General features: G+C 59.4%; 24 protein-coding genes. 12 read left to right on the top strand and 12 right to left on the bottom strand.

Annotation, left to right across the window (positions count from 1 at the left end; translation table 11 throughout):
• Positions 1–6 precede the first annotated feature (6 nt).
• The 3 genes from FHP24_RS17320 to FHP24_RS17310 are packed head-to-tail and all read left to right on the top strand — an operon-like array spanning position 7 to position 2,943.
• On the top strand, positions 7–2,073 hold the full coding sequence (locus FHP24_RS17320) for a hypothetical protein (protein WP_139677467.1): 2,067 nt from the start codon (positions 7–9) through the stop codon (positions 2,071–2,073).
• Positions 2,073–2,492, top strand: a complete 420-nt coding sequence (locus FHP24_RS17315) for a GNAT family N-acetyltransferase (RefSeq protein ID WP_139677466.1) — start codon at positions 2,073–2,075, stop codon at positions 2,490–2,492. The genes FHP24_RS17320 and FHP24_RS17315 overlap by 1 nt, the downstream gene beginning before the upstream one ends.
• A gap of 31 nt (positions 2,493–2,523) precedes the next feature.
• Positions 2,524–2,943: a GNAT family N-acetyltransferase gene (locus FHP24_RS17310; protein WP_139677465.1), complete on the top strand. Its 420-nt coding sequence runs from the start codon at positions 2,524–2,526 to the stop codon at positions 2,941–2,943.
• 3 nt (positions 2,944–2,946) lie between these two features.
• Here the strand turns inward: FHP24_RS17310 and FHP24_RS17305 are convergent, their stop codons facing one another.
• Positions 2,947–3,933, bottom strand: a complete 987-nt coding sequence (locus tag FHP24_RS17305; RefSeq protein ID WP_139677464.1) for a LysR family transcriptional regulator — start codon at positions 3,931–3,933, stop codon at positions 2,947–2,949.
• Between the two features lie 94 nt (positions 3,934–4,027).
• On the opposite strand from FHP24_RS17305, the gene FHP24_RS17300 reads away from it, so the two are divergent.
• Complete coding sequence (locus tag FHP24_RS17300) at positions 4,028–5,002, top strand: MBL fold metallo-hydrolase (protein WP_139677463.1); 975 nt, start codon at positions 4,028–4,030, stop codon at positions 5,000–5,002.
• Between the two features lie 40 nt (positions 5,003–5,042).
• On the opposite strand, the gene FHP24_RS17295 is transcribed toward FHP24_RS17300, so the two are convergent.
• Both FHP24_RS17295 and FHP24_RS17290 read right to left on the bottom strand, forming a co-directional pair.
• The gene (locus FHP24_RS17295) at positions 5,043–6,356 is read right to left on the bottom strand and encodes an MFS transporter (RefSeq protein WP_139677462.1); all 1,314 of its coding nucleotides are present in this window, start codon (positions 6,354–6,356) and stop codon (positions 5,043–5,045) included.
• Positions 6,357–6,426: 70 nt separating this feature from the next.
• Positions 6,427–6,927, bottom strand: a complete 501-nt coding sequence (locus FHP24_RS17290; protein ID WP_139677607.1) for a GNAT family N-acetyltransferase — start codon at positions 6,925–6,927, stop codon at positions 6,427–6,429.
• Positions 6,928–7,228: 301 nt separating this feature from the next.
• Here FHP24_RS17290 and FHP24_RS17285 point away from each other — a divergent pair, with 301 nt between their 5' ends.
• Both FHP24_RS17285 and FHP24_RS17280 read left to right on the top strand, forming a co-directional pair.
• Positions 7,229–8,212 (top strand): glutathione S-transferase family protein, encoded by a 984-nt coding sequence (locus FHP24_RS17285; RefSeq protein ID WP_139677461.1) that lies wholly within the window; start codon positions 7,229–7,231, stop codon positions 8,210–8,212.
• Between the two features lie 211 nt (positions 8,213–8,423).
• The gene (locus FHP24_RS17280; protein WP_139677460.1) at positions 8,424–8,873 is read left to right on the top strand and encodes a hypothetical protein; all 450 of its coding nucleotides are present in this window, start codon (positions 8,424–8,426) and stop codon (positions 8,871–8,873) included.
• Positions 8,874–9,016: 143 nt separating this feature from the next.
• Here the strand turns inward: FHP24_RS17280 and FHP24_RS17275 are convergent, their stop codons facing one another.
• Positions 9,017–9,505, bottom strand: coding sequence for an NUDIX domain-containing protein (locus FHP24_RS17275; RefSeq protein WP_139677459.1), 489 nt, complete (start codon positions 9,503–9,505; stop codon positions 9,017–9,019).
• 65 nt (positions 9,506–9,570) lie between these two features.
• Here FHP24_RS17275 and FHP24_RS17270 point away from each other — a divergent pair, with 65 nt between their 5' ends.
• The 3 genes from FHP24_RS17270 (at position 9,571) to FHP24_RS17260 (ending at position 11,960) form a co-directional block, all read left to right on the top strand.
• Positions 9,571–10,530: a metallophosphoesterase family protein gene (locus FHP24_RS17270; protein ID WP_139677606.1), complete on the top strand. Its 960-nt coding sequence runs from the start codon at positions 9,571–9,573 to the stop codon at positions 10,528–10,530.
• 90 nt (positions 10,531–10,620) lie between these two features.
• On the top strand, positions 10,621–11,106 hold the full coding sequence (locus FHP24_RS17265; protein ID WP_139677458.1) for an RNA polymerase sigma factor: 486 nt from the start codon (positions 10,621–10,623) through the stop codon (positions 11,104–11,106).
• Positions 11,103–11,960, top strand: coding sequence for an anti-sigma factor family protein (locus FHP24_RS17260; RefSeq protein WP_139677457.1), 858 nt, complete (start codon positions 11,103–11,105; stop codon positions 11,958–11,960). Before FHP24_RS17265 ends, FHP24_RS17260 begins: the two co-directional genes overlap by 4 nt.
• Positions 11,961–12,035: 75 nt before the next feature.
• Here FHP24_RS17260 and leuA read toward each other — a convergent pair whose 3' ends face one another.
• From leuA to FHP24_RS17235, 5 genes are all read right to left on the bottom strand, one after another.
• Entirely contained in the window at positions 12,036–13,748 is a 1,713-nt protein-coding gene (gene leuA / locus FHP24_RS17255; RefSeq protein WP_139677456.1) for a 2-isopropylmalate synthase, read from the bottom strand.
• A gap of 357 nt (positions 13,749–14,105) precedes the next feature.
• Positions 14,106–15,287, bottom strand: coding sequence for a benzoate/H(+) symporter BenE family transporter (locus FHP24_RS17250; protein WP_139677605.1), 1,182 nt, complete (start codon positions 15,285–15,287; stop codon positions 14,106–14,108).
• Between the two features lie 107 nt (positions 15,288–15,394).
• Entirely contained in the window at positions 15,395–16,831 is a 1,437-nt protein-coding gene (locus FHP24_RS17245; RefSeq protein WP_139677455.1) for an endo-1,3-1,4-beta-glycanase EglC, read from the bottom strand.
• Positions 16,832–17,096: 265 nt separating this feature from the next.
• On the bottom strand, positions 17,097–17,942 hold the full coding sequence (locus FHP24_RS17240; RefSeq protein WP_139677454.1) for a class I SAM-dependent methyltransferase: 846 nt from the start codon (positions 17,940–17,942) through the stop codon (positions 17,097–17,099).
• A gap of 120 nt (positions 17,943–18,062) precedes the next feature.
• A complete protein-coding gene (locus FHP24_RS17235) occupies positions 18,063–18,746 on the bottom strand; it encodes a winged helix-turn-helix transcriptional regulator (RefSeq protein WP_139677453.1) in 684 nt (227 codons plus the stop codon).
• Positions 18,747–18,971: 225 nt separating this feature from the next.
• On the opposite strand from FHP24_RS17235, the gene FHP24_RS17230 reads away from it, so the two are divergent.
• Positions 18,972–21,668, top strand: coding sequence for a bifunctional diguanylate cyclase/phosphodiesterase (locus FHP24_RS17230; RefSeq protein ID WP_139677452.1), 2,697 nt, complete (start codon positions 18,972–18,974; stop codon positions 21,666–21,668).
• 126 nt (positions 21,669–21,794) lie between these two features.
• On the opposite strand, the gene FHP24_RS17225 is transcribed toward FHP24_RS17230, so the two are convergent.
• Complete coding sequence (locus FHP24_RS17225) at positions 21,795–22,424, bottom strand: ATP-dependent Clp protease proteolytic subunit (RefSeq protein ID WP_246091792.1); 630 nt, start codon at positions 22,422–22,424, stop codon at positions 21,795–21,797.
• Between the two features lie 178 nt (positions 22,425–22,602).
• Here FHP24_RS17225 and FHP24_RS17220 point away from each other — a divergent pair, with 178 nt between their 5' ends.
• Both FHP24_RS17220 and FHP24_RS17215 read left to right on the top strand, forming a co-directional pair.
• A complete protein-coding gene (locus FHP24_RS17220; protein WP_139677451.1) occupies positions 22,603–23,187 on the top strand; it encodes a HupE/UreJ family protein in 585 nt (194 codons plus the stop codon).
• Between the two features lie 97 nt (positions 23,188–23,284).
• Positions 23,285–24,112 (top strand): DUF2076 domain-containing protein, encoded by an 828-nt coding sequence (locus FHP24_RS17215; RefSeq protein WP_139677450.1) that lies wholly within the window; start codon positions 23,285–23,287, stop codon positions 24,110–24,112.
• Between the two features lie 109 nt (positions 24,113–24,221).
• On the opposite strand, the gene queF is transcribed toward FHP24_RS17215, so the two are convergent.
• Positions 24,222–24,686, bottom strand: coding sequence for a preQ(1) synthase (queF, locus tag FHP24_RS17210; RefSeq protein WP_139677449.1), 465 nt, complete (start codon positions 24,684–24,686; stop codon positions 24,222–24,224).
• Positions 24,683–25,627, bottom strand: coding sequence for a cation diffusion facilitator family transporter (locus FHP24_RS17205; protein ID WP_281287448.1), 945 nt, complete (start codon positions 25,625–25,627; stop codon positions 24,683–24,685). The genes queF and FHP24_RS17205 overlap by 4 nt, the downstream gene beginning before the upstream one ends.
• Positions 25,628–25,923 lie beyond the last annotated feature (296 nt).

The raw sequence follows: 25,923 nt of genomic DNA, 5'->3' as shown, positions 1-25,923 counted from the left end.
ACATCGATGACCCTTGAGTTTTCGCCCTTCTTCCCCTGGCCTGTCCTGATTGGCTTTGGCATCCTCGCACTCGTACTTTGCGTCCTCTCTTTCTGGCGTCGTGTCCGTGGTGCCAGCCTGCGGACGATTGCACTTGCCGCCCTGCTTCTGGCGCTCTCCAACCCCACCCTGCTGCAGGAAGACCGCGAGCAGCTCTCTACAATCGTGCCGATCGTCGTCGATCGCTCCCAGAGCCAGCAGACGGATGAACGCAAGCGGCAGACGGATGAGGCGCTTGCCGAGCTTCGAGACCGTTTTTCGAGGTACCCGAATATCGAGACGCGCATCGTCGAAGTGGCAGATGACCCGGATAGCGACACGCCCTCGACCCGGCTCTACACGGCACTTCGCTCTGCAGTTTCCGACGTTCCCCCGGCACGCCTAGGTGCCGCAATCTTTGTGACCGACGGACAGATCCACGATCTGCCCGGCACCAATCAGGATCTCGGCTTCACCGCTCCCGTCCACGGTCTGATCACCGGACAACCGGACGAATTCGACCGGCGCGTCGAAGTCGTGCGTGCCCCGCGCTTCGGCATCGTCAACGAAGAACAGGAACTGACGTTGCGGGTGGTCGATGACGGCCGCGCCACCAACACGCCCGCTCAGGTGACCGTGCGGATGAACGGCGACCAGATCGCCACCTTCCGTGCCTCTCCCGGCGCCAACACGCCCTTCCCCTTCACGGTCCCGCGCGCCGGCAACAACGTCATGGAATTTTCCGTCGATGAATTGCCGGGCGAAGTGACGACCGCAAACAACCGCGCCGTCCATGTCATCGACGGAATCCGCCAGAACCTGCGCGTGCTGCTGGTGTCCGGCGAACCGCATGCCGGCGAACGTGCATGGCGCAACCTGCTGAAATCCGACGCCTCGGTCGATCTCGTCCACTTCACCATTCTTCGTCCGCCGGAAAAGCAGGACGGCACGCCGATCAACGAACTGTCGCTGATCGCCTTCCCCACCCGCGAACTGTTCGTCGAGAAGATCAAGGATTTCGATCTGATCATCTTCGATCGCTACAAGCACCGCGGCGTGCTGCCGATCCTCTATTACGATTACATTTCGCAATATGTGCAGAACGGCGGCGCCCTGCTGATCGCGGCAGGCCCCGAACATGCGAGCGAGGATTCCATCGCGCTCACTCCGCTCGAGCAGGTGCTTCCCGCCTCCCCCACCGGCGAAGTCCACAGCGCCGGCTTCTACCCCCACCTCTCCGAGGTCGGACAGAAACATCCGGTGACACGTGGTCTCGACGGCTCCGGCCAGACGCCGCCCGCATGGGGGCGCTGGTTCCGCACGATCGATGTCGATCAGCCGCGTGGGCAGACCGTGATGGAAGGCGATGGCAATCGTCCGCTTCTCGTCCTCAACCGTCAGGGGCAGGGCCGCGTCGCCATGCTGCTTTCCGATCAGGGCTGGCTCTGGGCGCGCGGCTTCGAAGGCGGCGGCCCGCATGTGGCGCTCTACCGTCGTATTGCCCACTGGCTGATGAAGGAACCGGAGCTCGAGGAAGAGGCGTTGACCGCCCGCTCCTCCGGCCGCACGCTGGAAGCGACGCGCCAGACGATCGGCGACGATCCCGGTCCGGCAACCGTTCGTTTCCCCTCCGGTCGCACGGAAACCATCCCGATGACGCAGGCGGAACCCGGCCAGTACCGATTGGAACGCCGGATGGATGAAGTCGGCCTCTTCCAGGTCTCGAACGGCGAGTTCTCGACCCTCGTGCATGTCGGCGCCGTCGATGCACCCGAGTTCAAGGCGATGATCTCGACGGAAGAGACGCTGAAACCTTATGCGGAAAGGACCCACGGTCTGGTAACGCGGGTCGCCTCCGGCGAAAACATTACCCTGCCCGATATCCTGCCGGTGCGCGGTGAGGTGCGGATCAGCAATCCCAACCGGATGTCGATCCGCATGACAGATGAATCCGTGCTGCGCGGGGTCAACAGCCTGCCGCTGTTTGCGGGTTTCGCCGGCCTCTCGGCACTGCTCTTCGCCGTCGCCGCCATGTGGTGGCGCGAGGGAAGGTAATGGGCGTCCGCACCGAAGTGACCGCTGCACCCTCAAGCGACGATCTGGACGTCATTCTCAAGGGACTGACGGCGTATAACGGAGCGGAAGTTGGGCCTGCCGATCGAGCGTCTCTTGCGGTCTTCATCCGGGACGAACAGGACCGGGTGATAGGCGGGCTGTCGGGATACACATCCTGGGGCTGGCTGTTCACGCAACTGCTGTTCATTCCGGAAACGTTGCGCGGTCAGGGAATGGCGGCAAAACTCCTCGAGCAAGCGGAGGCCGAAGCCCGTCGCCGCGGCTGCCGCGGTGCCTGGATCGACACATTCAATCCGCAAGCCCTGAAAGCCTACCAGCGCCAAGGTTATGAAATGTTCGGCGAACTGCCGGCATTCGTCGGAGATCGCACCCGCACCTTCCTTAAAAAGGCGCTTTAGTTTATCGATGCGCCCGTTTTGGGAGGAGCGCATGAGCATAAAACTGAAAGTGACCGAAGGCATCGCGCCACAGGAGGAAGAACGCATCCTGCAGAAGCTGCGTGCGTTCAACATCGCGACATTCGGCGAGAGCAATCGCCGCGAGCTGACGATCCCCCTTTATGATGATGCAGGCGAGGTCAACGGTGGCCTCGTCGGCTATACGGGGCGCGGCTGGCTGTATATCTCGATGCTCTACATCCCTGAAAACCTGCGCGGCCAAGGGTTTGCCACGCGCATGCTGGAAATGGCCGAGGGTGAAGCCCGCAAGCGTGGCTGCATCGGCGCCTATATCGACACGATGAACCCCGACGCGCGCAGCCTTTACCGTAAACTTGGCTACGCCGAGATCGGCGAGCTGGATGCATTGTCCGGTGGACATATCGTCACCTGGCTTGCCAAGCGTTTCTGAAAGCTAGGCCGTTTCCAGCTCAGCTTCGAGCACCTGCAGAGTGCGAACGTCATTCTCACCGGAAATTCTGGTGGAAGCGAAGCTCTCGCGGATCTGTTGGCGCAGCCAGGCATTGGCAGGATCGCCATCTGCGTGGTTCGCCCAGACCATGTTGACCGGCGGAAAGCTTAGCGATACCGGCAGCGGGCTGATTTCGAGCCCGAGCAACGGCGCGTAACGCTCGGCAATCCGGCTTGGCACGGTCGCAATCAAAGGACTGCTTTGAGCTGCGGAGAGAACCGACATATATCCCGGCGCAGCCGTCACCACATTCAGCTCGACGCCGGCAATTTCCAGCGCGTCCTTGATGCAGCCCTGCAACGTCTCGTTCTGGGAAATCGTCGCATGGTCTGCCGCAAGATAGGCTTCCAGCTCGACGGGTTTGGCGAGATCCAGAAGCTGCGGATTGTAACAGCAGGCAAATTCGGTTTTGTAGAGCGTCTCGAATGATTTTCGGCTGCTCTGCGTATAGGTGCACCCGACCGCGAGATCGATACTGCCATCCTCCAGCGACGGATCCATCGCCTCGTAGGGGAAAACCCGCGCCAACACCCTGATACCGGGGGAAAGCTTTCGCAGACGCGCCGTAAGGTCCGGGATCAGCAACAGCTCCACCTCGGGCGACATGGCAATGCGAAACGTCCGCTGTTCGGTTGCCACATCGAACGCCTCCCCGCCGGTCAGTGCCAGTTGTGCCTGTTTCAGGGCCTGACGCACCGGCACCGCCAGACTGCGCGCCCTCGACGTCGGCTGCATCACCTGTCCGACGCGAATGAACAACTCGTCCTGCAACAACACCCGCAAGGTCGAGAGCGAATGGCTCATCGCCGGCTGCTGGATCTTCAACCGCTTCGCCGCCTTGGTAACGCTGCCTTCCGAAATCAGCGCATCGAAGGCGACGAGCAGGTTGAGGTCGAAGGAACGCAGATTGAAATGATCGATAGTTGTCATGAGCCGCATCGATTTGTTTGCTGATGCATCGATACATACGTGCTCTCCAGGTCAGTTCAAGACCATCGTTTCAATACTCACCTGGAGCTTTCCCATGCAGACCCGACGCGCTCTTCTCAAAACCTCAGCAGGCCTGACGCTTGCGGTCGGCGCCATCGCCGCCCTGCCCTCTGCCGTCCTCGCCAGAGCGCCGATCGTCGGCAGACAGGCCGCTGGCTATTACCGCCTGAAGCTCGGCGATTGCGAAATCACCGCCCTGTCCGACGGCACAGTGGCGCTTCCCATGGCGAAGATCTACGAAGGCATTGAGGAAAAGGATGCAGAGACCTATCTCGCCGGCTATTTCCAGAAAAACCCGACGGAAACTTCGGTCAACGCCTTTCTCGTCAACACAGGCGACCGGCTGGTCCTGATCGACGCCGGCACCGGCGACCTGATGGGGCCATCGCTTGGCAAGCTCGTCACCAATATCGAGGCGGCCGGTTACAAGACGGGCGAGATCGACGACGTGATCCTCACCCATATCCATGCCGACCATTCCGGCGGCCTGTCGAGGAACGGCAAGCGCGTCTTCGAAAATGCAGTCCTGCACGTCAACGAACGCGAGGCAAAGTTCTGGTTGAAGGCGGATGCTGCGGCGAAGGCTGATGCGGGCCTCGGCCCACAGATCGTTCAGGCAGAGGCAGCAGTCGGCTCCTATATCGCAGCGGAAAAATTCAAAACCTTTGCAGACGATGCGGCTCCCGTTCCCGGCTTCACATCGGTCCTCAGGAAGGGCCATACCCCCGGTCACAGTGCCATTGCGGTAGAAAGCAAGGGCGAGAAAATCGTCTTCTGGGGCGACATCGCCCATGGCGACGTTCTGCAATACGACAGGCCTGAAATCACCGTCGAGTTCGACGTCGACCAGAAACAGGCAGCCGCCACCCGTGCCATCGCTTTTGCCGAGGCCGCCGACGAGAAATATCTGGTTGCCGGTGCCCACCACGCCTTCCCCGGCATCGGCCACGTAAGGCGGGATGAGACCAATTACGACTGGGTACCGCTGCTCTACAGCGCCAATTACTGAATGTACTTCAGGCACCGCCCGTAAGGCGGTGCCTGTTATCTCAGGAAAGCGAAACATCCTTTGTCTCGACCCGGATCATCGTCGAAGCAACGGCTGCAAGCGCCAGAAGGGCAGCGAAAATTCCGATCGTCAGTCCGAAACCATGGCTGACGACATAGACCATTGCCGACGGGGCAAGCAGGCCCCCGAGCCGGGCCATGGCCCCCGCCGCGCCCATGCCGGTCGCCCGCGAACGGGTGGGAAACAGTTCAGGCGTATAGGCGTAAAGCGCGCCCCAGGTGCCGAGCAGCGCAAAACTCATGATCAGCAGCGACGCACCGATGACGACCGGCCCCGACGCGAGAACAAAAAGCAGGCACCCAGCCGCTGACAGAATGCAGAAACCGGTCAAGGTCGGCTTCCTGCCCCATTTTTCGACGCCGTAGGCAGCCAGCGCGTAGCCCGGGAGTTGCGCCAGCGCCACCAGAACCAGAAAACCGTAACCACGCACGAAGCCGAACCCTTCGCTCGCAAGCTTTGCCGGCATCCAGGTGAAAATCCCGTAATAGGAGACCGAAACGAGGAACCAGATCGCCAGGATCACCGTACTGGTGCGGCGCAGTGCCGGTGAAAAAATCCCCTCCCGCGGCACGGCTGGCGGAGGTGTAAGTTCTTCGTAGTCAGCAAGTCCACGACCGTTATTGACCGTCAGTATCCGGTTTATCACCTCGCGTGCCTCTTCGCCCCGTCCCGTGCGCAAGAGATAAATGGGCGATTCGGGGATAAGCAGCCGCATCCCGATCCCCACCAGTGCCGGTAGTGCAGTCACGGCAAAGATCAGGCGCCATGCATCCGTCATGCCTGCCGCGCTCGCGGCCCAGGCGGTCAGTGCGACAATCAGCGTGCCGATGGCCCAGAACCCTTCGAGCGCCACCAGCCACCGTCCACGATTTTTCGCCGGCAGAAACTCCGACATCATCGCGTAATCAACCGGAAGCGTGCCGCCGACGGCGATCCCCGTCAGAAACCGCAGGATCAGAAGAATGGTGAAATCCGGCGCGAAAACCGAGAGCAGCCCGAACAATGCATCACAGGAAACGGTGACGATCAGTACGTTGCGACGGCCGATCCTGTCCGCCAACCGGCCAAATCCCATTGCGCCGAGAAACATGCCGAGAAAGAACAGCGTACCGGTCTGCAATGCCTCGGGAATAGTGAGCCCGAAACTCGCGGCAATGGATGCCGCGGTGAAGCCGACGGCCAGCACCTGCATTGCATCTGCCGCCCAGACGAGACCGAAAACTCCGATCAGTCTGCGTTGATATCGTCCAGCCCCGGCGCGGTCGAGCGCCTCGTCCACCGTAATTGGTCTCATCCGACTGCCTTCGTTGTGATACGACCGGCTCCCCATATTGCCGGCCCATTCGAGGCATAGTTGATTTGTGTTATTTGCGCCAGCCGATGACGCCTTTGAGACGTGGATGCACGTCGTCGGCAAGCGGAACGATCAGCACCCGTGCCGGATCGACGGGACCTGGAAAATCCAGCGCGTTATAAGCGACCTTCTCGAAACCGAGCGGCATGTAATACGGCGGGTCGCCGATCAGGATCACGCCCTCCGAGCCCTTGCGCCTTGCCGCCTCGATTGCGATCCGCACCAGTTCCCGGCCGATGCCCATGTTCTTGTGTGTCGGCCGCACCGCAAGCGGCCCAAGCATGTGCCCTTTGACCGTTCCGGCAAGAACCGGCGTCATCCGGACGGAAGCGATCGTCTCGCCATCGTCGGCGCAGATGAAGGAAATCGACCGGTCGTGAGGGCCCTGCTCGCGGATCCGGGCGGCAGCACGGACATGGCGGCCCGGGCCAAATGCCTCTTCGTTGATCAGCTCGATCGCCGCATCATGCGATGCGTCTTCCGTCAGATAGACGAGTTCGTGCTTTGCCAGAGATTTCCGGGCGACAAGGTGCAGGGAAGCAGATGAGGACATGGGATAACCGAAGCCGTAGATAAAGAGCGGACAGGACATGCGAAGTCGATGACGCCTCGTCTGGCGTCTTGGTCGATCTTCAGCGTCGTCGCAGTGTCCGTACTTCGGTCATGTAAAGGTGTGATCCCACGAAAATGTGAAAACGCAACTAGCAGGATTTTTTTCGCCCGTCCAATGCAAAAACGCACTGTTCGAAAAAATGCGGCTCGCAATATCAAGCGGCTGCCGTATCTATCCGGCAAAAGAAAAGGAGAGCGCCATGGGCAGGCTCGTCGACGGTATATGGCAGGACGTCTGGTACGATACGCAGGCAACGAAGGGACGTTTCGAGCGGTCGCAGTCACAGTTCCGCAACTGGGTCACAGCCGATGGTTCCGCCGGCCCGTCAGGTAAAGGCGGCTTCAAGGCCGAAGCCGGGCGGTACCACCTCTACGTCTCATACGCATGCCCCTGGGCACACCGCACCCTGATCTTCCGCAAGCTGAAAAAGCTGGAAGATCTCATTTCCGTTTCGGTCGTCGATTACCTGATGCTGGAAAACGGTTGGGAATTCAAAACTCGTGATGGCGCGACCGGTGACGACCTCTTCGGCTCCGATTATCTCTATCATGTCTATCTCAAGGCCGATCCAAACTATTCCGGCCGCGTGACCGTGCCGGTTTTATGGGACAAGCAGCAGAACACCATCGTCTCGAATGAAAGCGCCGAGATCATCCGCATGATGAACAGCGCCTTCGACGGATTGACCGGTTCCGATCTGGACCTCTATCCCACCGAGTTGCGACAGGAGATCGATGCGCTCAATGCCATCGTCTACGACCGGGTCAACAACGGCGTCTACAAGGCAGGTTTCGCAACTACCCAGGCGGCCTACGAGGAAGCGGTCGTCGCCCTTTTCGAAACGCTCGACATGCTGGACCAGCGCCTCGAAACAAGCCGATACCTCTTCGGCAACGAACTGACGGAAGCCGACTGGCGGCTGTTCACCACACTGTTGCGCTTCGATCCGGTCTATGTCGGCCATTTCAAATGCAACATCCGAAGCATCGCCGATTACCCCAACCTTTCCGGCTACTTGCGGGATCTTTATCAACAGTCGGGTGTGGCCGAAACCTGCAATCTCTTCCATATAAAGAACCACTATTACGGTAGTCACAAGACGATCAACCCAACCGGGATCGTCCCTGTCGGTCCGGCACTCGACCTTGCGGCTGCTCATGGTCGCGAGCGGATCGGAGGCTGAAGCTAGACGCTATTCGCGACGATATTTTCGACAGCTCACCGAACCCGTAGCAGACGGATGAATAAGCCGGCTGCGCGCGCCTCGCCGCACCCAGTCCGAAGTGGGTGAGCCTGCAAAAACTGGAGTATCGCGCACTATTTTAGAGAATTATTGACAACACAAATGGCCGGTTCGATAGTCCCGTTCGCAATTTTGCACATGGGAGGTCCCGATGACCAATCGCACCATAATTCTTGCATCTTTTGCCCTGCTCGCTTCTGCCGCTTTTGTGACCCCGGCGTCTGCTCTTACAATGAAGGAGTGCAGCACCAAGTACCAGGCCGCCAAGACGGACGGTTCCGCCAAGGACGTCAAATGGAACGACTACCGCGCCAAATTCTGCGGTACGGACGCTGCCGCCGAAGACGCCGCCGACAACAAGGAAGTTGCGGCAACGACGGAGAAAGAGCCAGAAAAGGCAACCATCAAAGCCCCGAAAAGCGTCATTTTCCCAAAGGTGGTCGGCAAGAAATATTCTAGCGAAACCCCTGCCAAGGCTCGGCTCAAGACCTGTGTCGACACCTATCACAAAAACAAGGACGACGGCACACTCGGCGACCTTAAGTGGATCCAGAAAGGCGGCGGCTTCTGGAGCCTGTGCAATACGGCTCTGAAGAGCTGAGGTTAATCGCAAGCGACTGAATATCATCAGCCGCCGTCTCGGACATCTGGCCCGAGACGGCGATCACATTCTCTGGGATTAAAGGCTCGGCAAGACGTCAGACTGGCCGAGCCGACTTCCTTCATTTGGCATCATCAAGGCGGTTACCAAAAGTCCGACAGTTCGACCTCTTTGCTTAATTCTTGCAACCGTCTGAGCGTCGCATCCGTCACCTCGTCCGGCAGTGCATCCAGCGCGAAGAAACCGCTCTCGGCGATTTCCCGATCCGGCAGCCGCGGTGCCGTCTGCTCGACGGTGACGCGGTAAAACAGCACATGATCGCGCTTGCTGGTCTTTGAGTTGTAATAGACATTCACGAACTCCGGCGCGGCGGTCATGACGAGATTACCCTCCTCCCGCAATTCTTTGGCCAGCGCCTCCAGCGCCGTTTCGCCGTGCTCCATGCCGCCGCCCGGCATATACCAGCCCGGAACATAGGTATGGCGCACCAGAAATACCTCGCCCCGATCGTTGAAGCAGGCCGCTCGAACACCCATCGTCATCCCACGGGAGAGAAGAAAAAAACGATGCAGCAGCCACACCAGAGCACGCGTGCGCCATGTGCCGATTTCAGCTATGCCGGTAGCACTCATCAGCTCTCCGATCCGCTCGCGTAAATTTCATAACGAATTTCCGTTTCGTGCGTTATGTCTGGGCCATGTTCAAATTCGCCCATATTTCCGACATCCACCTGGGACCGCTTCCGAAACTCTCGATTCGGGAACTCATGTCCAAGCGTATCACCGGTTTCGTCAACTGGCATCGCAACCGCCGCAAACATCTGTTCGTCAATACACTCGATCTTTTGCTCAGCGATCTCAAGACCCGCAATCCTGATCAGCTCGTCATCACCGGCGATCTGGTCAATCTGGCGACGAAGATAGAGACGCGGCTGGCAAGGGAATGGCTGGACACGATCGGAAACCCGGAGGATACGACCGTCGTTCCCGGAAACCACGATGCCTATGTGCCCGGCGCCCATGATAAATCGGTTGCAGCCTGGTACCCGTTCATCAGGAGCGACGACGACCCCGGCGAGTGGCCGAAAGACGATCATATCTTCCCGACCTATCGCCAGCGCGGACCGCTGGCGATCATCGGCTGCTCCACATCGAACGCCACGCCCCCGTTTTCAGCCTCGGGTTTCTTCAGTCCGAGACAGGCTCGCGAGACGGTCAACCTGCTGAAAAAAGCCGGCGAAGAGGGCCTGTTCCGGGTCGTCCTTATCCATCACCCGCCGATCCACGGGGCAGCTGCTTCGCATAAACGGATGATCGGCATCCGGCGTTTTGCCGCGGCGATCTCCACAGGCGGTGCCGAACTCATCCTGCACGGCCATACTCACCTCAATACGGTCTACTGGCTGAAAACCCATGACCGGCCCGTGCCTGTGGTCGGTATCGCATCCGCCTCGCAGGGCCCCGGTGGACATAAACCGCCTGCCGCCTACAATCTCTTCAACCTTTCCGGCAAACCGGGCGCATGGAACCTCACCTGCGAGCGTTATGGCTTGACGGAAAGCGGTGACGGCATCCATCTCGAGAACACAAAGCTCTTCTACGGCGAGGCTCCGGTGCAAATCTCGGTGGAGGAAGCGGCCAGAGTTCTGCAAGGATAGTAGATGCTTGTTGCAGAATCGTCACATTCGATTCATACTTAATGCCTTGATGCATTTATTCGACTGAGAGCAAAAGGCCATATCCCCTTTATGAATCCGTCAGCAGCTTCGAACGACATCCGCCGCGACCTTGTGGCATTGCTGCCGCGTTTGCGCCGGTTCGCCTGGACGCTGACCGGAGACGCGAATACGGCGGACGGCCTCCTGCAGGAGGTCTGCCCGCGCGTTGTCCTGAAAAGCCATCACTGGAAGGGCGAAGGCCGGCTCGAAAGCTGGGTCTTCAATCAGATCCGCACCGGCTGGAACGAAGAGCCTCGCAAGCGAAGCCGCCAGGAGCCTCAGGCCAAACCTCAGGCCGCAGCAAAGAGCAGCGACGAAAATTGCGCTTCCAAGGCGTTTCTCGGTCTTCCTCAGGGGCTGGCGAGCGCATTGCTTCTCGTTGATGTAGAAGGTTTCGACTACACCGAGGCAGCATCGATCCTTGGCGTCACTCCGGAACTGCTTTCGTCGCGGCTTTGTGCCGCACGCCTCGCGCTCGCCTCTCAACCGCCCGGAGTGGCGGAGAGGAGAGCATGACCGTGGCAAGCACCGAACCTTCACAGCTTGAACGGCGTCTCTCCGCTTTTGTTGATAGCCAGGTTTCGGATACCGAGCGTCAGGATGTCGAAGCTCTGCTCGTCAACGATCCGCACGCGCGGGCGCTGCACGATGATCTGAAGCGCGGTAGCCAGGCCGCGCGGCATCGCCTCGACGATTTGCTGAAGGAGCCCGTGCCGCTCGACCTCGTCCGCAGCATCAAGAATGCGCCTCTGCCCCGCAAGGCGGTGCGTCTTCCCGGATCGGCACGCAGGAGCGCTGCCTTTCGCCCCTCGGGTCTTCAGGCTTTATCGGCCTGTATCCTCACTCTTCTTCTGGGCAGCAGTCTCGGATACATGATTGGCGCCCGGCCCACCGGCGGCATGCAGACGTCTGAAACACTGACGGGCCAGGCATTCGAGCAACGCGACTGGCTGGATGACATCGTCTCCCATTACCGCCTGTACAGCCGCCAGCAAAACCGGCTGGTGGAAATCGGTGCCGACAGGCCCGCCGATATTCTCGAATGGCTGACCACTGGCACCGGCGTCGGCTTTCGCATTCCGGATCTGACGGAGAGTGGGCTTGCCTTTGTCGGTGCACGTCTGGTTGCAGCCGAAAACACGCCGACAGGCGTGCTTATCTATCGCCGGACATCCGGCGACAATGACGGCGATATTCTGGCCCTTACTTTTTCAAGGGTAAGGCCCGAAACCACGAAACCGATCGAGGACATACGCCTAGATACCAGCCTCGTCTCCTGGAGCACGCCGCTTGCGACATATGTCATCGTGGCCCCCTCTTCAGCGGCCGATCTTGACGAGATCGCAGCCAAAGCAGCTGGTCTGATCTGACCACATTCAAGTTCAAACGAAAAAGCCGCCGCGGTATCCCGCGGCGGCTTTTTTGTCTGTTCAGCTCAAGGGCGCTTATCGCGCCCTCTCCTCCAGAACCCGGTTCGCTGCCGAGACGATCGCTTCCAGCGATGCGGCAACGATATTGGTGTTGACGCCTGCACCGAACAGCTTGCCGCCGGGATGCTGCATCTCAACATAGGCAATGGCCGATGCGTTGGAGCCATGTTGCAGCGAGTGTTCCGAGTAATCATTCACCGACAGGTCGATGCCGAGATAGACTGACAGCGCATTGATGAACCCGTCGATCGGGCCGGTTCCCTTGCCTTCGATCCGCTTGGTTTCGCCGCGATCGGTGATCTCTGCCGCCACCACGCGCACGCCCCTGTGGTTCGGTTCGGACGGGTAGGTGTGATGATCGACGAAGGCCAGCCGCGCGCCGGGCTGCTCGACATACCGCTCCATGAAGCGCTCATAGATGCGCTTTGACCCGACTTCCTTGCCCTCTTCATCCGTGATCCGCTGGATATCCTCACGGAACTCGACCTGCAGGTTACGCGGCAGGTTGATGCCGTAATCCTGCTGCAGGATATAGGCGATGCCGCCCTTGCCCGACTGTGAATTGATGCGGATGATCGCTTCATAGGAACGCCCCACATCCTGCGGGTCGATCGGCAGATACGGCACTTCCCAGACGGGATGATTGGCGACCTTGATCGCCTTCATGCCCTTGTTGATCGCATCCTGATGCGAGCCGGAAAACGCGGTATAGACCAGTTCGCCGACATAAGGATGACGCTCGGGAATGACCATCTCGTTGGAATATTCGTAGACGTCCTTGATCCGCTCGATGTCGGAGCAATCCAGTTCCGGATCGACACCCTGCGTGAACATGTTCAGCGCCAACGTTACCACGTCGACATTGCCCGTACGCTCGCCATTGCCGAACAGCGTGCCTTCGACACGGTCGGCACCCGCCATCAACCCCAGTTCGGTCGCGGCAATGCCGGTGCCCCGGTCATTGTGCGGATGGAGCGAGATGATGACGTTCTCGCGGTTGTCGATATTGCGGCACATCCATTCGATCTGGTCGGCATAGATGTTCGGCGTCGCCATCTCGACGGTGGATGGCAGGTTGAGGATCAACTTGTTGTCCGCCGTCGGTTTCACCACCTCGATTACCGCGTTGCAGATCTCCAGCGCCACATCCAGCTCAGTGCCGGTAAAGCTTTCCGGTGAATATTCGAACCGGTAGCCGCCGCCGGCCTTGGCGGCCATGTCGGTGATCATCTTCGCCGCATCGACGGCGATCTGCTTGATGCCGTGTACATCCTTGCCGAACACGACACGGCGCTGCAGTTCCGAGGTCGAATTGTAGAAATGAATGATCGGCTTGTGCGCACCTTCCAGCGATTCGAACGTGCGGGTAATCAGCTCCGGCCGGCACTGCACCAGCACCTGCAAGGACACGTCCTCCGGCACGCCGCCCTCTTCCACGCACCAGCGGGCGAAGTCGAAGTCGGTCTGCGAGGCGGACGGAAACCCGATCTCGATTTCCTTGAAACCCATATCCAGCAACAGCTTGAACATGCGTGCCTTGCGGTCGTGGCCCATCGGATTGACCAGCGACTGGTTACCGTCGCGCAAATCGACCGAACACCAGATCGGCGCCTTCTCGATGGTCTTGCCCGGCCATGTGCGGTCCGGGATATTGATGGCCGGGTAAGCGCGGTACTTTACGCCCGCCGACTGCATGCCCTTGGCCGATGCGGAAGTTTTGCTGTCCATGTGTCTGTCCTTCGCTTCCCATCCGCAGGAGCAGTTTCGCTCGATGCCATCTAAGGGTGGCCATTCGACTGCGGATGTTGGACCTGTTCAGGTCCGGGTTTCATTTTGGGATTGGATGCGAGGAGCTCTTACGCCGGCTGGCTTTTCGGCCGCCGGGCGCTCCTCAACGGACCCGGCAACCGAGTGTAAGGTCGAGGCTAAGAAGCGAGAGAGGCGCGAAAACCGTCGCCCCGGCAGCGATGCTGCGGGTTGCAAAACGGTCAAACATGATCGCGCCTGTCATGGTCATGCATGGATGTATAACCTTACATCAGGCATCCGGCAAGAACGGCTTTCGCTCTTCCGGTACGCATCTGGTCAGGTGGGCCGTTTCATCACTTTCGACAAGCCCATCATCGCAGCCCCCGCGACAAGCCCCCAGAAAGCCCCGGAAATCCCGGCAAACGTGGCACCCGACGCAGTGACGAGGAAGGTGATCGCCGCCGCTTCGCGCGTCTCCGGCTCGCGCCAGGCGGCAAAAGCTGCATTCGAGAACGCACCGATCAAGCCAAGACCCGCAACCGCCTGAAGCAGAATCGGTGGCGCCATCGAGACAAACGCGATGATCCCCCCAGCAATCAGCCCAAGTACGGTATAGGCTGCCCCACCGATCACCGCAGCCCAGTAGCGCCGCTTGGGATCGGGATGCGCATCCTCGCTGGCGCACATGGCCGCCGTAATCGCCGCAAGGTTGACCGGCACGCTGCCGAAGAAAGCAATGATGGTCGAGAATATGCCAGTCGAGGCAAACAGCGGCCCAGGCGCCGGCTCGTAATGATGCGCCTTCAAAATAGCAATTCCCGGAATATTCTGCGACGCCATGGTGACGATAAACAGCGGTAGTCCGACCGATATGAAACCATGCCAGGTGAAAAGCGGCGGCACCCAGATCAGGCTCGGATGGATGGCAGCCCCGATCTGGCCGAATACATCATCGGGCAGATCGACGCCGAAGATCAAGACGAGGATGAAGGCGCCGAGCGCCGCCGGCACGGCCCAGAGCCGCCACCTCGATACCACGACCATCCACGTCAGCACGATCGGCAACCCGAGCGCCGCATTGAAGGCAACTGCCTTCACCGGCGCAAGGCAGAGACTCAAGAGAATGCCGGCAAGCATGGCGTTGGCAATCGGTGCCGGGATCTTGCGGATCATCTGTCCGAGCGGCCGGAAAAACCCCGACAGCGCGATCATCACGCCGCAGAGCACGAAGGCTCCGACGGCCGCCGGGAAACCGCCCTCGATCGCACCGGTTGCCGCCAGAAGCGCACCGCCCGGTGTCGTCCACGCCATCATGACCGGCATGCGATGGCGGAGCGAAAAGAATACAGTCAGCAAGCTTTGCGCGATGCAGACGGCAAGCAGCGCCGAGGCAATTTCCTCGGACGACGCGCCCATAGCCTGCAATCCCTGCATGATCACGGCAAAGGAACTGACAAAACCGACAAAGGCTGTCAGCAGCCCCATCGTCAGGGCCGAGGGAGAAAAATCCTTGAGCATGGGCGACCGAAAACTTGGCAAGGGGTGGAAGTCTGATCCCTCAAGATCAAAATCCATTGCCCCTTGCAAGCCTCGTCACGCCAAAACCGTTCGCCTGAAGCGATCGATCAGAGAAGCCACTCGCTGGGTTGAACGGCAGAAGCGGTATTCGATGCTTCCAGGTCGTCCAGCGAATAGGCGCGGATGTAGTCGATATTCATTTCCGAGCCATCGGGAAGCTCGTCAGACGGTGTGCCAGCCATGCCGCCGACCGCCAGATTGACGATCATATACATCGGATCATGCATGTCGGCCGGCGTGTCCGTTTGCGCAACGGCCACATCGTCAAAATACCAGGTGATATGGTCTTCGTCCCACAGCAAACCGTAGGTGTGAAAACCCTCGGTATCCGTCACGGCGACATTTTTGATGACCGATGTCTGCTGACCTGTTTCGTTCGAATGGGCCGACATGATCAACGTATTCGGGTCCTGCCCGCGCATCTCGATCACATCCAGTTCCGGCGGCCACGAACCGTCTTCCGGAAGCAACCAGAAGGCAGGCCAAGCGCCCTGTTCATCCGGCATGTCCGCACGAATTTCGAAATAACCATAGGTCTGCGCAAAGGAAGCATGGGTCGTCAGCATGCCGGACGTATAGTCGTAACCTTCGACTTCACCGGAAAGCGCATCCGGCGTCTGCTCCGCCCTGATCGTCAGCACGCCATCCGTCACCGAGAACGGATTGGCGGATGCTGTCGGATCGTATGCGGGGTTGACGTACCATTGCTGCTCGCCGTTGGTGTGAAGCGAGGCGCCCTTCTCCGGTGCCCACCAGTATTTGGCCTCCCAGACGCCGTCCTGGCCATCGAAAAGCGAGAGCGAATTGAAATCCTCGTTGAAGCTCAGCGTCAGGCTGGAACGATCGAGATTCAGTTCGAACTGGTCCGCACTGAGATCATCAGCCGTCGTACCGGCCAGCACGACACTTTCGCCATTCCCCAGATTCAGCCAGAGATCATTGCCCTGCTGCGAGGATTGGCTGATCAATTGGTCGAAAGACGTCACACCATAACCGTCGAGCCGTATCCTATCGTCGCTACTGAAATCAGCGATGAGATCGGTGCCGTTCCCCTTAGAAATGATGAATGTGTCGGCACCGCCTCCGCCGATCAGCACGTCATTTCCAGCCCCGCCATCAATCGTCTGCCGGCTCGAACTGCCCGTAATGATGTTGTCGGCCGAGTTACCGAAGGCATAGCGGTTGTCGCCGGTTACCCTGAGATTCTCGAAATTCTCCGGCAGTGTGTAGCTCATCCATGTGTCGATCGTATCGACGCCTTCGCCGGCTTTTTCCTCGGCGCGGTTCTTATCGGAATAGAGATAGTAGATGTCATCACCTGTTCCGCCCGTCATGGTGACGTTGACGGAACTGTCGCCCCACATGGAGTCGTTCCCTGCGGTGCCGTACTGGATCGGGCCGGAGCCTGTCGCAGAAAACCAGGCTTTCGAGCTGCCGCTGTAATAAAGTGCGACACCAAGCGCATTCGAAATGGAGTTCGTCATTGAAACTGCTCCTGTTTGAGTGGCTCTCCTCCAAAATCCTCCCGCAGCCACTCTAACAGCTTGATCGGTTAAGTTTTCCAACAATGCATCACTTTTGTCCGACAACCGGACTGCAGAGTTAAGCCTGAGCTAAACAACCGGCTTTTCCGTATCGAAGCGGAACATCCGTCTATTTTTGATCATGCGACCGGCGCCGTGTGCCAATACCGGCACACGGCGCTTGGAACGCCTGCATCCTCGTTTGCAGACGCCGGCCCGCCAGTGATCAGCGCTTCGCGATGATCACCTCGAGATAGTCGCTTGGCACCACCATCGTGCCGTCCTCGGCCCGGTTGAAGCGATCGATGAGATCAACAAGCTCCTTTTCCAGGTCGGCCTGCTTCTCGGTCGGCAACGCGGCGAAGGCCTTGTGGACAGGTCCGTACCATGTGCGGAACACCTGTACCCAGTGATCCGCCGAACGATAGCGGAAGACGAAATCCTGCTGCGTGATGGATATCCCGGCCGCATGGCCGAACAGCTCCTCCAGCCGCCCGGACGTCCCCCAAAGTGAAGGTGGTCGCACGCCGGCCGGTGGCGGCACATGACGCCCGATCGTCTTGAACAATTGCCCGATGAAGCCGTCCGGCGTCCAGTTGGCAAGACCGATCCGCCCCCCTGAACGGCACACCCTCAGCAACTCGGAGGCAGCTTTCTCCTGATCGGGCGTGAACATCACGCCGAAGGTGGAAAGCACGACGTCGAAATGATTGTCGGCAAAGGACAGAGCTTCGGCATCGGCTGTCTGAAAGTTCACGCTGAGGCCTTCCGCCTCGGCACGCCGCCTGCCCTGTTCCAGCAAGGCCGGCACATAATCGGTCGATGTGACCTGGCACCATCGTCTGGCCGCAGCAAGCGTCGCATTTCCGTTGCCAGCCGCGACATCCAGAACCGTTTCGCCAGCCCTGAGATCGAGAGCCTCGCAAAGCGTCTCGCCGACGATCTGCAACGTCGTGCCCACGACCGCATAATTGCCCGATGCCCAGGCGCCCTGCTGGCGCGCCTTGACGGCGGCAAGGTCTGCTGCCGCTGTTGCCGCAGGATGCGACAGGTTGAGATTTGCTGTCTGCATTGTCATTCCTCCCGTTTGCAACTGCCCGATGGATCGGGTGGTGATTGGAGGATGCTCCATCGCATGCCGGTGTTTCCAGTGTAGAAAATGAACCGGACCCGATACAGAAAATGGATCGGATCAACAGGCGGCAAACGAACTGCGCACCATCCAATTGTCGATCCGCGATGCTAGATCCGCGTCGCCGACCAATGAAATCCTGCCTCGCTCAATCTCGGCCTTGAGGCCTGAAAGCCCCATCCATGCCGCCGTCATCGCCTTCAGCTCTGCCGTTATGTAGAGATCGACGTCATAACCGGGATCGATCAGGCAGAGGTCCACCGGCTGACCCGGCTTGTTCACCAGCCAGTAGTGGCGCTCTTCACGTGGCAGTTCGGGGTAACTGAACTCGATGACGCTGCGCCGCCGTTTGGGCAGCGCTTCCGCATCGATCTTGCGGCGCATGTTCCACATCAGAAGCCGGGCATCGAGGTTTTCGAGAGTCACATCGGCGTCGATATTGCGATGCGCCCAGAGGCCGAGTTCCCGGACAATAGGCCCGAGTTCGTCGGCAATCCTCGTCGTCAGGTAGGTGATCTCACCGGTGCTTTCATTGATTGAACGGGTCACCAACCCGTTCACCTCCATCTGCTTCAGCCGCTTGGACATCAGCGTCGGCGACATGCCGGGCACTCCACGGCGAATTTCATTGAAATGCGTAGACCCGGACCACATTTCGGAAAGCAGCAACAGGGTCCAGCGCGGCTCGATCAGTTCGCAGGCCTTGGCGATCGGGCAAAACTGATTGTATCCATCATCCTGCATCGCCACCCCTCCCCGCTGGAAATTATGCGCCTTCGGATTTGGAGGGTCCAGTCCATAAACTGTAGCGAGCAAGAACAAATGGAGACACGGAAAGGGTGCCGGCTACCACCGAACCGGCTCCTCATTTGCAGTAGAAGGACCGTTTTCGAGGCCAAACCAGTGTCACAAAAGCATAATCTTAAAGTTTGTCTGTGACCTTATGCCATCATACGACCGGAATATTCGATGGCTATTTTTTCTTCCTGGGACAAATCCGTGCGGCCAATCCATAAGACTTTTGGGTTCAGCTATTTTATTCCCGCCATCGCCGTCATTGTTGCGGTGGCTATCGGCTTTGTTCAGGCAGACCATGAAGAGCACGAGCGTTTTCTGTCAGAACAGAGGCTTGTCGCGTCCGAGCGCCTGGCCCAGGTTTCATCCCGCCTCGAAACCCAGATCCATGGCAATGTGAACCTCATCCAGGGACTTGTTGCAGCGATCGCGGCCAATCCCAACATGACGCAGTCGCAGTTTTCCGCCTTGTCAGAACGAATTTTCAGCGTTCCCTCGCAATTGCGAAACGTCGTCGCAGCCCCAAACCTCGTGGTCCAGCACGTCTATCCCTTCGACGAGAACAAGCAACTCATCGGGCAGGATTACAATGCCCATCCGAAACAGGCCGGATCGGTTTTCGAAGCCATCAAACGGCGCAAGACCACCGTCGCAGGCCCGGTGAAGCTCTCACAGGGCGGCCACGGGTTGCTTGCCCGCTACCCGGTATTTGCGATCGGCAACGGCCACTTCTGGGGTATCGTTTCTGCCGTGATCGATGCCGAGCGGCTTTATCGGGACAGCAATCTCAGCTCCGACCAACAATCTCTGGACATTGCCATAGCGCGTCGGCCACAGCCTTCCGACAAGGATGTCTTTGTCGGCGATCCCACAGTCTTTGCCGAAGACGCGGTGCGTACACGTATCGAACTCGGATACGACACATGGTATCTGGCTGCGGTCCCGAAGGGAGGTTGGGTCCAGGCACCTCCGTCGATCTTCACATTCCGGATCTACGCCGCCTTGGTCGCGATCGGCATCATCGCGCCTCTCATCTGGGCCGGCCTGCTGATGAGACAGCGGCATCGCAACCTCGTCACGCTGCAGCACCGTGAGGAGGAGCTTGCAGCCGTCACCCACCGCCTGGGTCTCGCTCTCGACGCTTCAGGAATCGGGGTCTGGGAATTCGATCCCGCCAGCGGCAGCCTGATCTGGGACAGGCGGATGCGCGAAATGTATGACGGGGCTCCCGATCGCGAGATGTTTTCCTACGATGACTGGAAGAACGCGATTCACCCAGATGACCTCAGCAATGTCCAACATGTCTTCCAACAGGCGATTACCGAAGAGAGGGCATACAATACCCAGTTTCGGGTTGTGTCCTCGGCGGGCGAAGTCAGACATATCCGTGCCAATGGCAGGTTCTACCGTCCAGTCGGCCGCGAGATGCGGGTCGTCGGAGCCAATTGGGATGTGACGAAGGACATGCTTCTGCAGGCAGAGCTGCGCGAGGCGCAGTCGCAGGCGGAAGAGCAGAATGTCCAGCTCAGGGCTACACGCAGGACACTGGAGCACCAGTCGCTCCACGACGCACTCACCGGCCTTCCCAACCGGCGCTTCCTGGACCAGTTCATGGAAGCAGGCAGCGGTAAGGCGGAAGCAAGCCACCGAATTGCCTTCATTCATGTGGATCTCGACCGCTTCAAGGAAGTCAACGACACGCTCGGCCATGCCGCCGGCGATGAGGTTCTGAGACAGACCACGGTGCGCCTGCTTGACCTCGTCACCCCGGATGAATTCGCCTCCCGCGTGGGCGGCGACGAATTCGTCATCGCCACAATCGGCCCATCCGTCGAGCGGCGCTCGCGTGAACTTGCCCAGGCGATCGTCAGGTCGCTGGCAAGACCGATAGACATAGGCGGCCAGAAATGCCGTATCGGTTGCAGCGCCGGCATCTCCTGCCAGACGGTGGCAATGGAAGAACCCCGCGAGCTTCTGGTCAACGCCGATATCGCGCTTTATGAGGCAAAGAAGCGCGGCCGCAACCGCTTCGAAATCTTCTCCGACGAGCTTCGAATGGCAGCCGTGTTGCGCAAGACGATCTCGGATGAGTTCCTGACGGCGCTGGAACACGACCAGATCATTCCCTATTTCCAACCCCAATTCGATGCCAGGACGCTGCAGATCGTCGGCGTGGAGGCACTGGCACGCTGGCAGCACCCAGACCGCGGCACGCTTGCACCGGATCGCTTTCTCGATATCGCCGAGAGTTTGAACCGCGCGGCAGACCTTGATGCGATCATTCTGGAAAAGGCGTTGTTCCAGTCGGTTCGCTGGAAAGCGCTCGGGCTGGATGTCCCGCATCTTTCGGTCAACATATCGGCGCAGAGATTGAAGGATGGACGTATGTTCGACCGGCTGGCGGGTCTGCAATTTGCGCCCGGCAGCCTGTCGTTCGAGCTTCTGGAATCGATTTCCTTCGATGATCAGGATGAAGACCTGCGCACGGCAATCACCCGGCTGAAATCGCTCGGCATAGACATCGAGATCGACGACTTCGGCACCGGCCATGCGTCGATCGTCAGCCTGATCGAACTCGGGCCGAAGCGCCTGAAGATCGACCGCAAGCTGATCTCCCCCATCGAGGCCTCGGCATCCCAGCGCAGGCTGGTCGCCTCGATCATCGAAATCGGGAAATCACAGGACATCGAAATCGTCGCCGAAGGGGTCGAAACGAGCGGACATATCGAAATCCTGCGCAATCTCGGATGCCATGTGCTTCAGGGCTACGCCTTCTCCAAGCCTCTTCCGGCCTCGGACTTCATCACCTTCGTCGAGAACTGGCAGGCGCGAACCGAGCATAGCGGATTACAGGTCAGAGAAGCGGTATGATATCCTCGCCAGCTCTGACGTCGTAGAACGTTAATCCCCGCGCACCACTCGCGGTGGTAATCACAAAGAAGCCCCGCACGTCCACGACCGCGGGGCTTTTCAAATTTGACTATCGGACGTGCCGTCTCAGATTTCGCTCTGCGAGGTCACGATCTTCGACACCAGGCCGTAGGACACCGCTTCCTCGGCGGAAAGCCAATAGTCACGGTCGATGTCCTTGGCGATCTTTTCTTCCGTCTGGCCTGTGGCCACCGAGAAGATCTTGATCAGGCGCTGGTTCATCTTGATGATTTCGCGGGCCTGGATCTCGATATCCGATGCCATGCCACGCGTGCCGCCGGACGGCTGATGGATGAGGAAACGCGTGTTCGGCAGAGCGACCCGGCGTTCCTTCGGAGCAGCCGCATAGATCAGCGCGCCTGCAGAAGCCACCCAGCCGGTTCCGATCATCCAGACATTCGGCTTGATGAACTTAATCATGTCATGGATGGAATCACCCGATTCGACGTGGCCGCCGGGGGAATTCACATAGATGCGAATATCGTCGTCGCTTGCTGCCGAAAGTGCGACGAGCTGCGTGTTGACCTTCTGCGCCAATTCCTGGGTAATCGGACCGTAAATGAAGATCGAGCGCGACTTGAAAAGATTCGCCTCTGTTTCCTTGCCGAGCGGCAATTCCTTGGTCTTGTCGTCGTTGTCGTCTTCGTCGTTCAGCACAGTCAGTGTCTCCTGCATGGGATTCATAACATCGGACATAATGCGTTCGCGGCCACAAAACAATGGAGAGTGGTTCGAAGCTCCCACGAACCTCGTTCATAAGGTGAATGACGTAGAAACCTGTGGGCACAGAGCCTGCAATTGCGGTGGACATCGGGAAGTTCGGCGTCCTATTCTCTGCCTTATTTGAAGGCCTTACAGAATAAAGGGGACCATAATGTTTAGACGCCTTTCCTTGTCCGCTGTCATTTTTGCTGCCGCGGCGGCACCCGCCTTTGCGCATCTCAACCCGGAGGAGCATGGCTCCTTCATGGCCGGTTTCTCACACCCGCTCTTCGGCATGGACCATATTCTGGTGATGACCGCAGTCGGTCTCTGGGCCGCGCAGATCTCGCAGGGCGGCGGCAGGAGTGCGCTGTGGATCGTCCCGGCAGCCTTTGTCGGCACGATGGCAATCGGCTTTGCGCTGGCATTGTCCGGCATCGGCCTTCCCTTCGTCGAACCGGCGATTCTGGCGTCCGTCATCGCTCTCGGTCTCCTCGTCGCCATCGCGGTCCGCCTGCCGACGGCGGTCTGCGCAGCGATCGTGGCTGTATTCGCGCTGTTCCACGGCCATGCCCATGGTGGTGAACTCGGCTCCGCCGGCGCACTCCAGTTCGGCATCGGCTTCGTCTTCGCGACAGCGTTTCTGCACCTTGCAGGCATTGCCCTCGGCCTCGGAATTTCCCGCTTCAGCCCCCACGTTGCCCGCATTCTCGGCGGTGCCACGGCTCTGCTTGGCCTGTCGCTGGCCTTCGGCTGAGCCCTCGCGCATTACCGCAATTTAATCCGACTGCGATTGGAAAAGCCGCAATCGCCTCCTACGTCCTTGGGCATCCAACTTGCCCAAGGAGGCAGATATGTCACCGGAAGAACGCCAGCTTCTCAACGGCCTATTCGATCGCGTCCGCACCGCCTCGGCCACGCCGCGGGATCGGGAAGCGGAAGAGCTGATCGATAGCGAAACCCGCAAGCAACCCTACGCGACCTATTATCTCGCCCAGGCGGTCGCCGTGCAGGAAAAAGGGCTGGAAGCCGCATCCAACCGCATCCGCGAACTGGAAGATCGCATCCACGAGCTTGAGGCAAGTCAGAGCGACCATCGGCAGACAGAACAGGGCGGCGGCTTCCTCAGCTCGATCTTCGGCTCGCAGCAGTCTCGCCAGCAGGCTCCGGTGCAGCAATCTTCTGCTCCGGCGTCCGGCCCTTGGGGTGCGCGCCCGAGTTATGAAGGCCCGCGCGGTTATGATGACGGTTACCGCGCACCTCCCCCGCCATACAGCCCTCAGGCTTCGGCTCCATGGAGCAGCAACGCGAATCGCGGCCCCTCGGCCGGCAGCAGTTTTCTCACCGGTGCACTCGGCACCGCGGCCGGCGTTGCCGGCGGCATGCTGCTTGCCAATTCGCTTTCTGGCATATTCAGCAACCATATGGCCGGTGCAGGTCTCGGCAATCCACTGGCAGGCGCCAGTTCCTTCGGCGCTTCGGAGCAACCGGCCGTCGAGGAAACCGTCGTCAACAATTATTACGGCGACGACGCGATCCGCGAAGCATCCGACAATTCGGATAACAACGGTAACGACAACAACAATGACGGCTGGCAGCAGGCCGATTTTCCGAACGACGACAACGGCGCGGCTTCCGACAGCAATGACTTCGGCAGCAACGACGACAGCTTCGACGTCTGACCACCACGACAGCAAGGAAAAAGCGCCGGGCAGCGATGCCGGCGCTTTTTGTGTTGAGGTTTAAGGCATTAGTTCCCGATGCTTTAAACCAATTAAGCCCAACCGTTTCTCATCCGCGGCCGCGATAAGTCGGCACGCCCTGATCCGGCAGCCACACCCCTTCAGGCACTGCACCCGTTTGCCAGAAGACGTCGATCGGAATGCCGCCGCGCGGATACCAGTAGGCGCCGATCCTCAGCCATTTCGGCGCAAGCAGATCGACCAGCCGCTTGGCAATATAGACCGAGCAGTCCTCGTGAAACGCACCGTGGTTGCGGAACGACGTCAGAAACAGTTTCAGCGACTTCGATTCCACCAGATAGGCATCCGGAATGTAGTCGATCACGATATGGGCGAAATCCGGCTGGCCCGTCATCGGGCAGAGCGAGGTGAATTCCGGCGCAGTGAAGCGCGTCACGTAATCCATGCCCTGATTGCTGTTCGGCACCCGTTCCAGAACCGCTTCTTCCGGGCTCTTCGGCGCGTCCACCTGTTTTCCGAGCTGTGACAGCCCGCTGACATCCGTCATTGTCATTTTGCTATTCCTTCCGCGCTGATATGCGCTTCGATTTCCACCTTCTGTCCATGGACGCGCTCGCCTTCGGGCTCCACATGGATCGCCAATGTGGCGCCGGGAATAACCTCTTTGATCGCATCTTCCAAGCGGTCGCAGATATCATGTGCCTGCCCGACCGACATCGAAGCCGGCACGACGAGGTGAAAATCGATGAAGGCAACGGCCCCTGCCCGCCGCGATTTCAGGTCGTGCACGTTGAGCGCACCCTCGGAATGGGTGGTGATCGCCTCGCGCACCGCGGCCTCTTCCTCCGGCTCGAGTGCCTTGTCCATCAGCCCGCCGAGCGAGTGGGAAATCACCTTGTAGCCCTGCCAGAGAATGTTGATGGCGACGAGGATGGCGAGCAGCGGATCGAGGATCGCATAACCGGTGACGACCGCGAGGATAAGACCGACGAAAACACCGGCGGAGGTGACAACATCCGACATGATGTGATGGCCGTCTGCCGTCAGCGCCGGCGACCGATGCGCCGTACCGACCCGGATCAGGATCGTTGCCCATATGGCGTTGACCACACCGGCGGCGGCATTGATCGCCAGGCCGAGCGCCGGCGCTTCCATCACGGACGGCGCAAATAGCGCACCCCACGCCTCCTGAATGATCAGGATTGCGGCGACGACGATCAGCACGCCTTCGATGACGGCAGAAATATATTCCGCCTTGTGGTGACCGAACTGGTGGTCGTGGTCGGCCGGCCGCTGCGCATAACGGATGACGAAATAGGCGATGAACGCCGCGGTGACGTTGACAAAGGATTCCATCCCGTCCGACAGCAGCGCGACGGAGCCGGTCACCCACCAGGCCAGCATCTTCAGGCCCATGACCCCAATTGAGATGGGGATGCCCCAGAATGCGAGCCGTTCGACAATGGCCCGATCTCTCGTAAGCGCCGTATTCACCGGTCTATCCTTTTCAAACCTTGGCACCCTTTGCGGGTGCGCCTTCCTGCAGGTGCAAACGACTTGCAGAAACTATGCTCCAAAACGGCGAAACCGCCGCTGCGAGTGTGTCGCAGCGGCGGTTTCTGATGCAGCAGCATATGGCGCAATCGATCAGGATTGTCAAAACCCCATTATTCACACCTGCACCGCTCGCATCTTGCTGTGACTCCATCACGCCACAGTTCCGTTGAAAAAAGAGGCTTGCCGAAATAAACATAACACGTTATATAACACTGCATATGAACCTGAGGATT

The organism is Aliirhizobium smilacinae (assembly GCF_006335145.1).
GTDB lineage: Bacteria > Pseudomonadota > Alphaproteobacteria > Rhizobiales > Rhizobiaceae > Neorhizobium > Neorhizobium smilacinae.
This window is presented reverse-complemented; position numbering and strand designations above follow the sequence as displayed.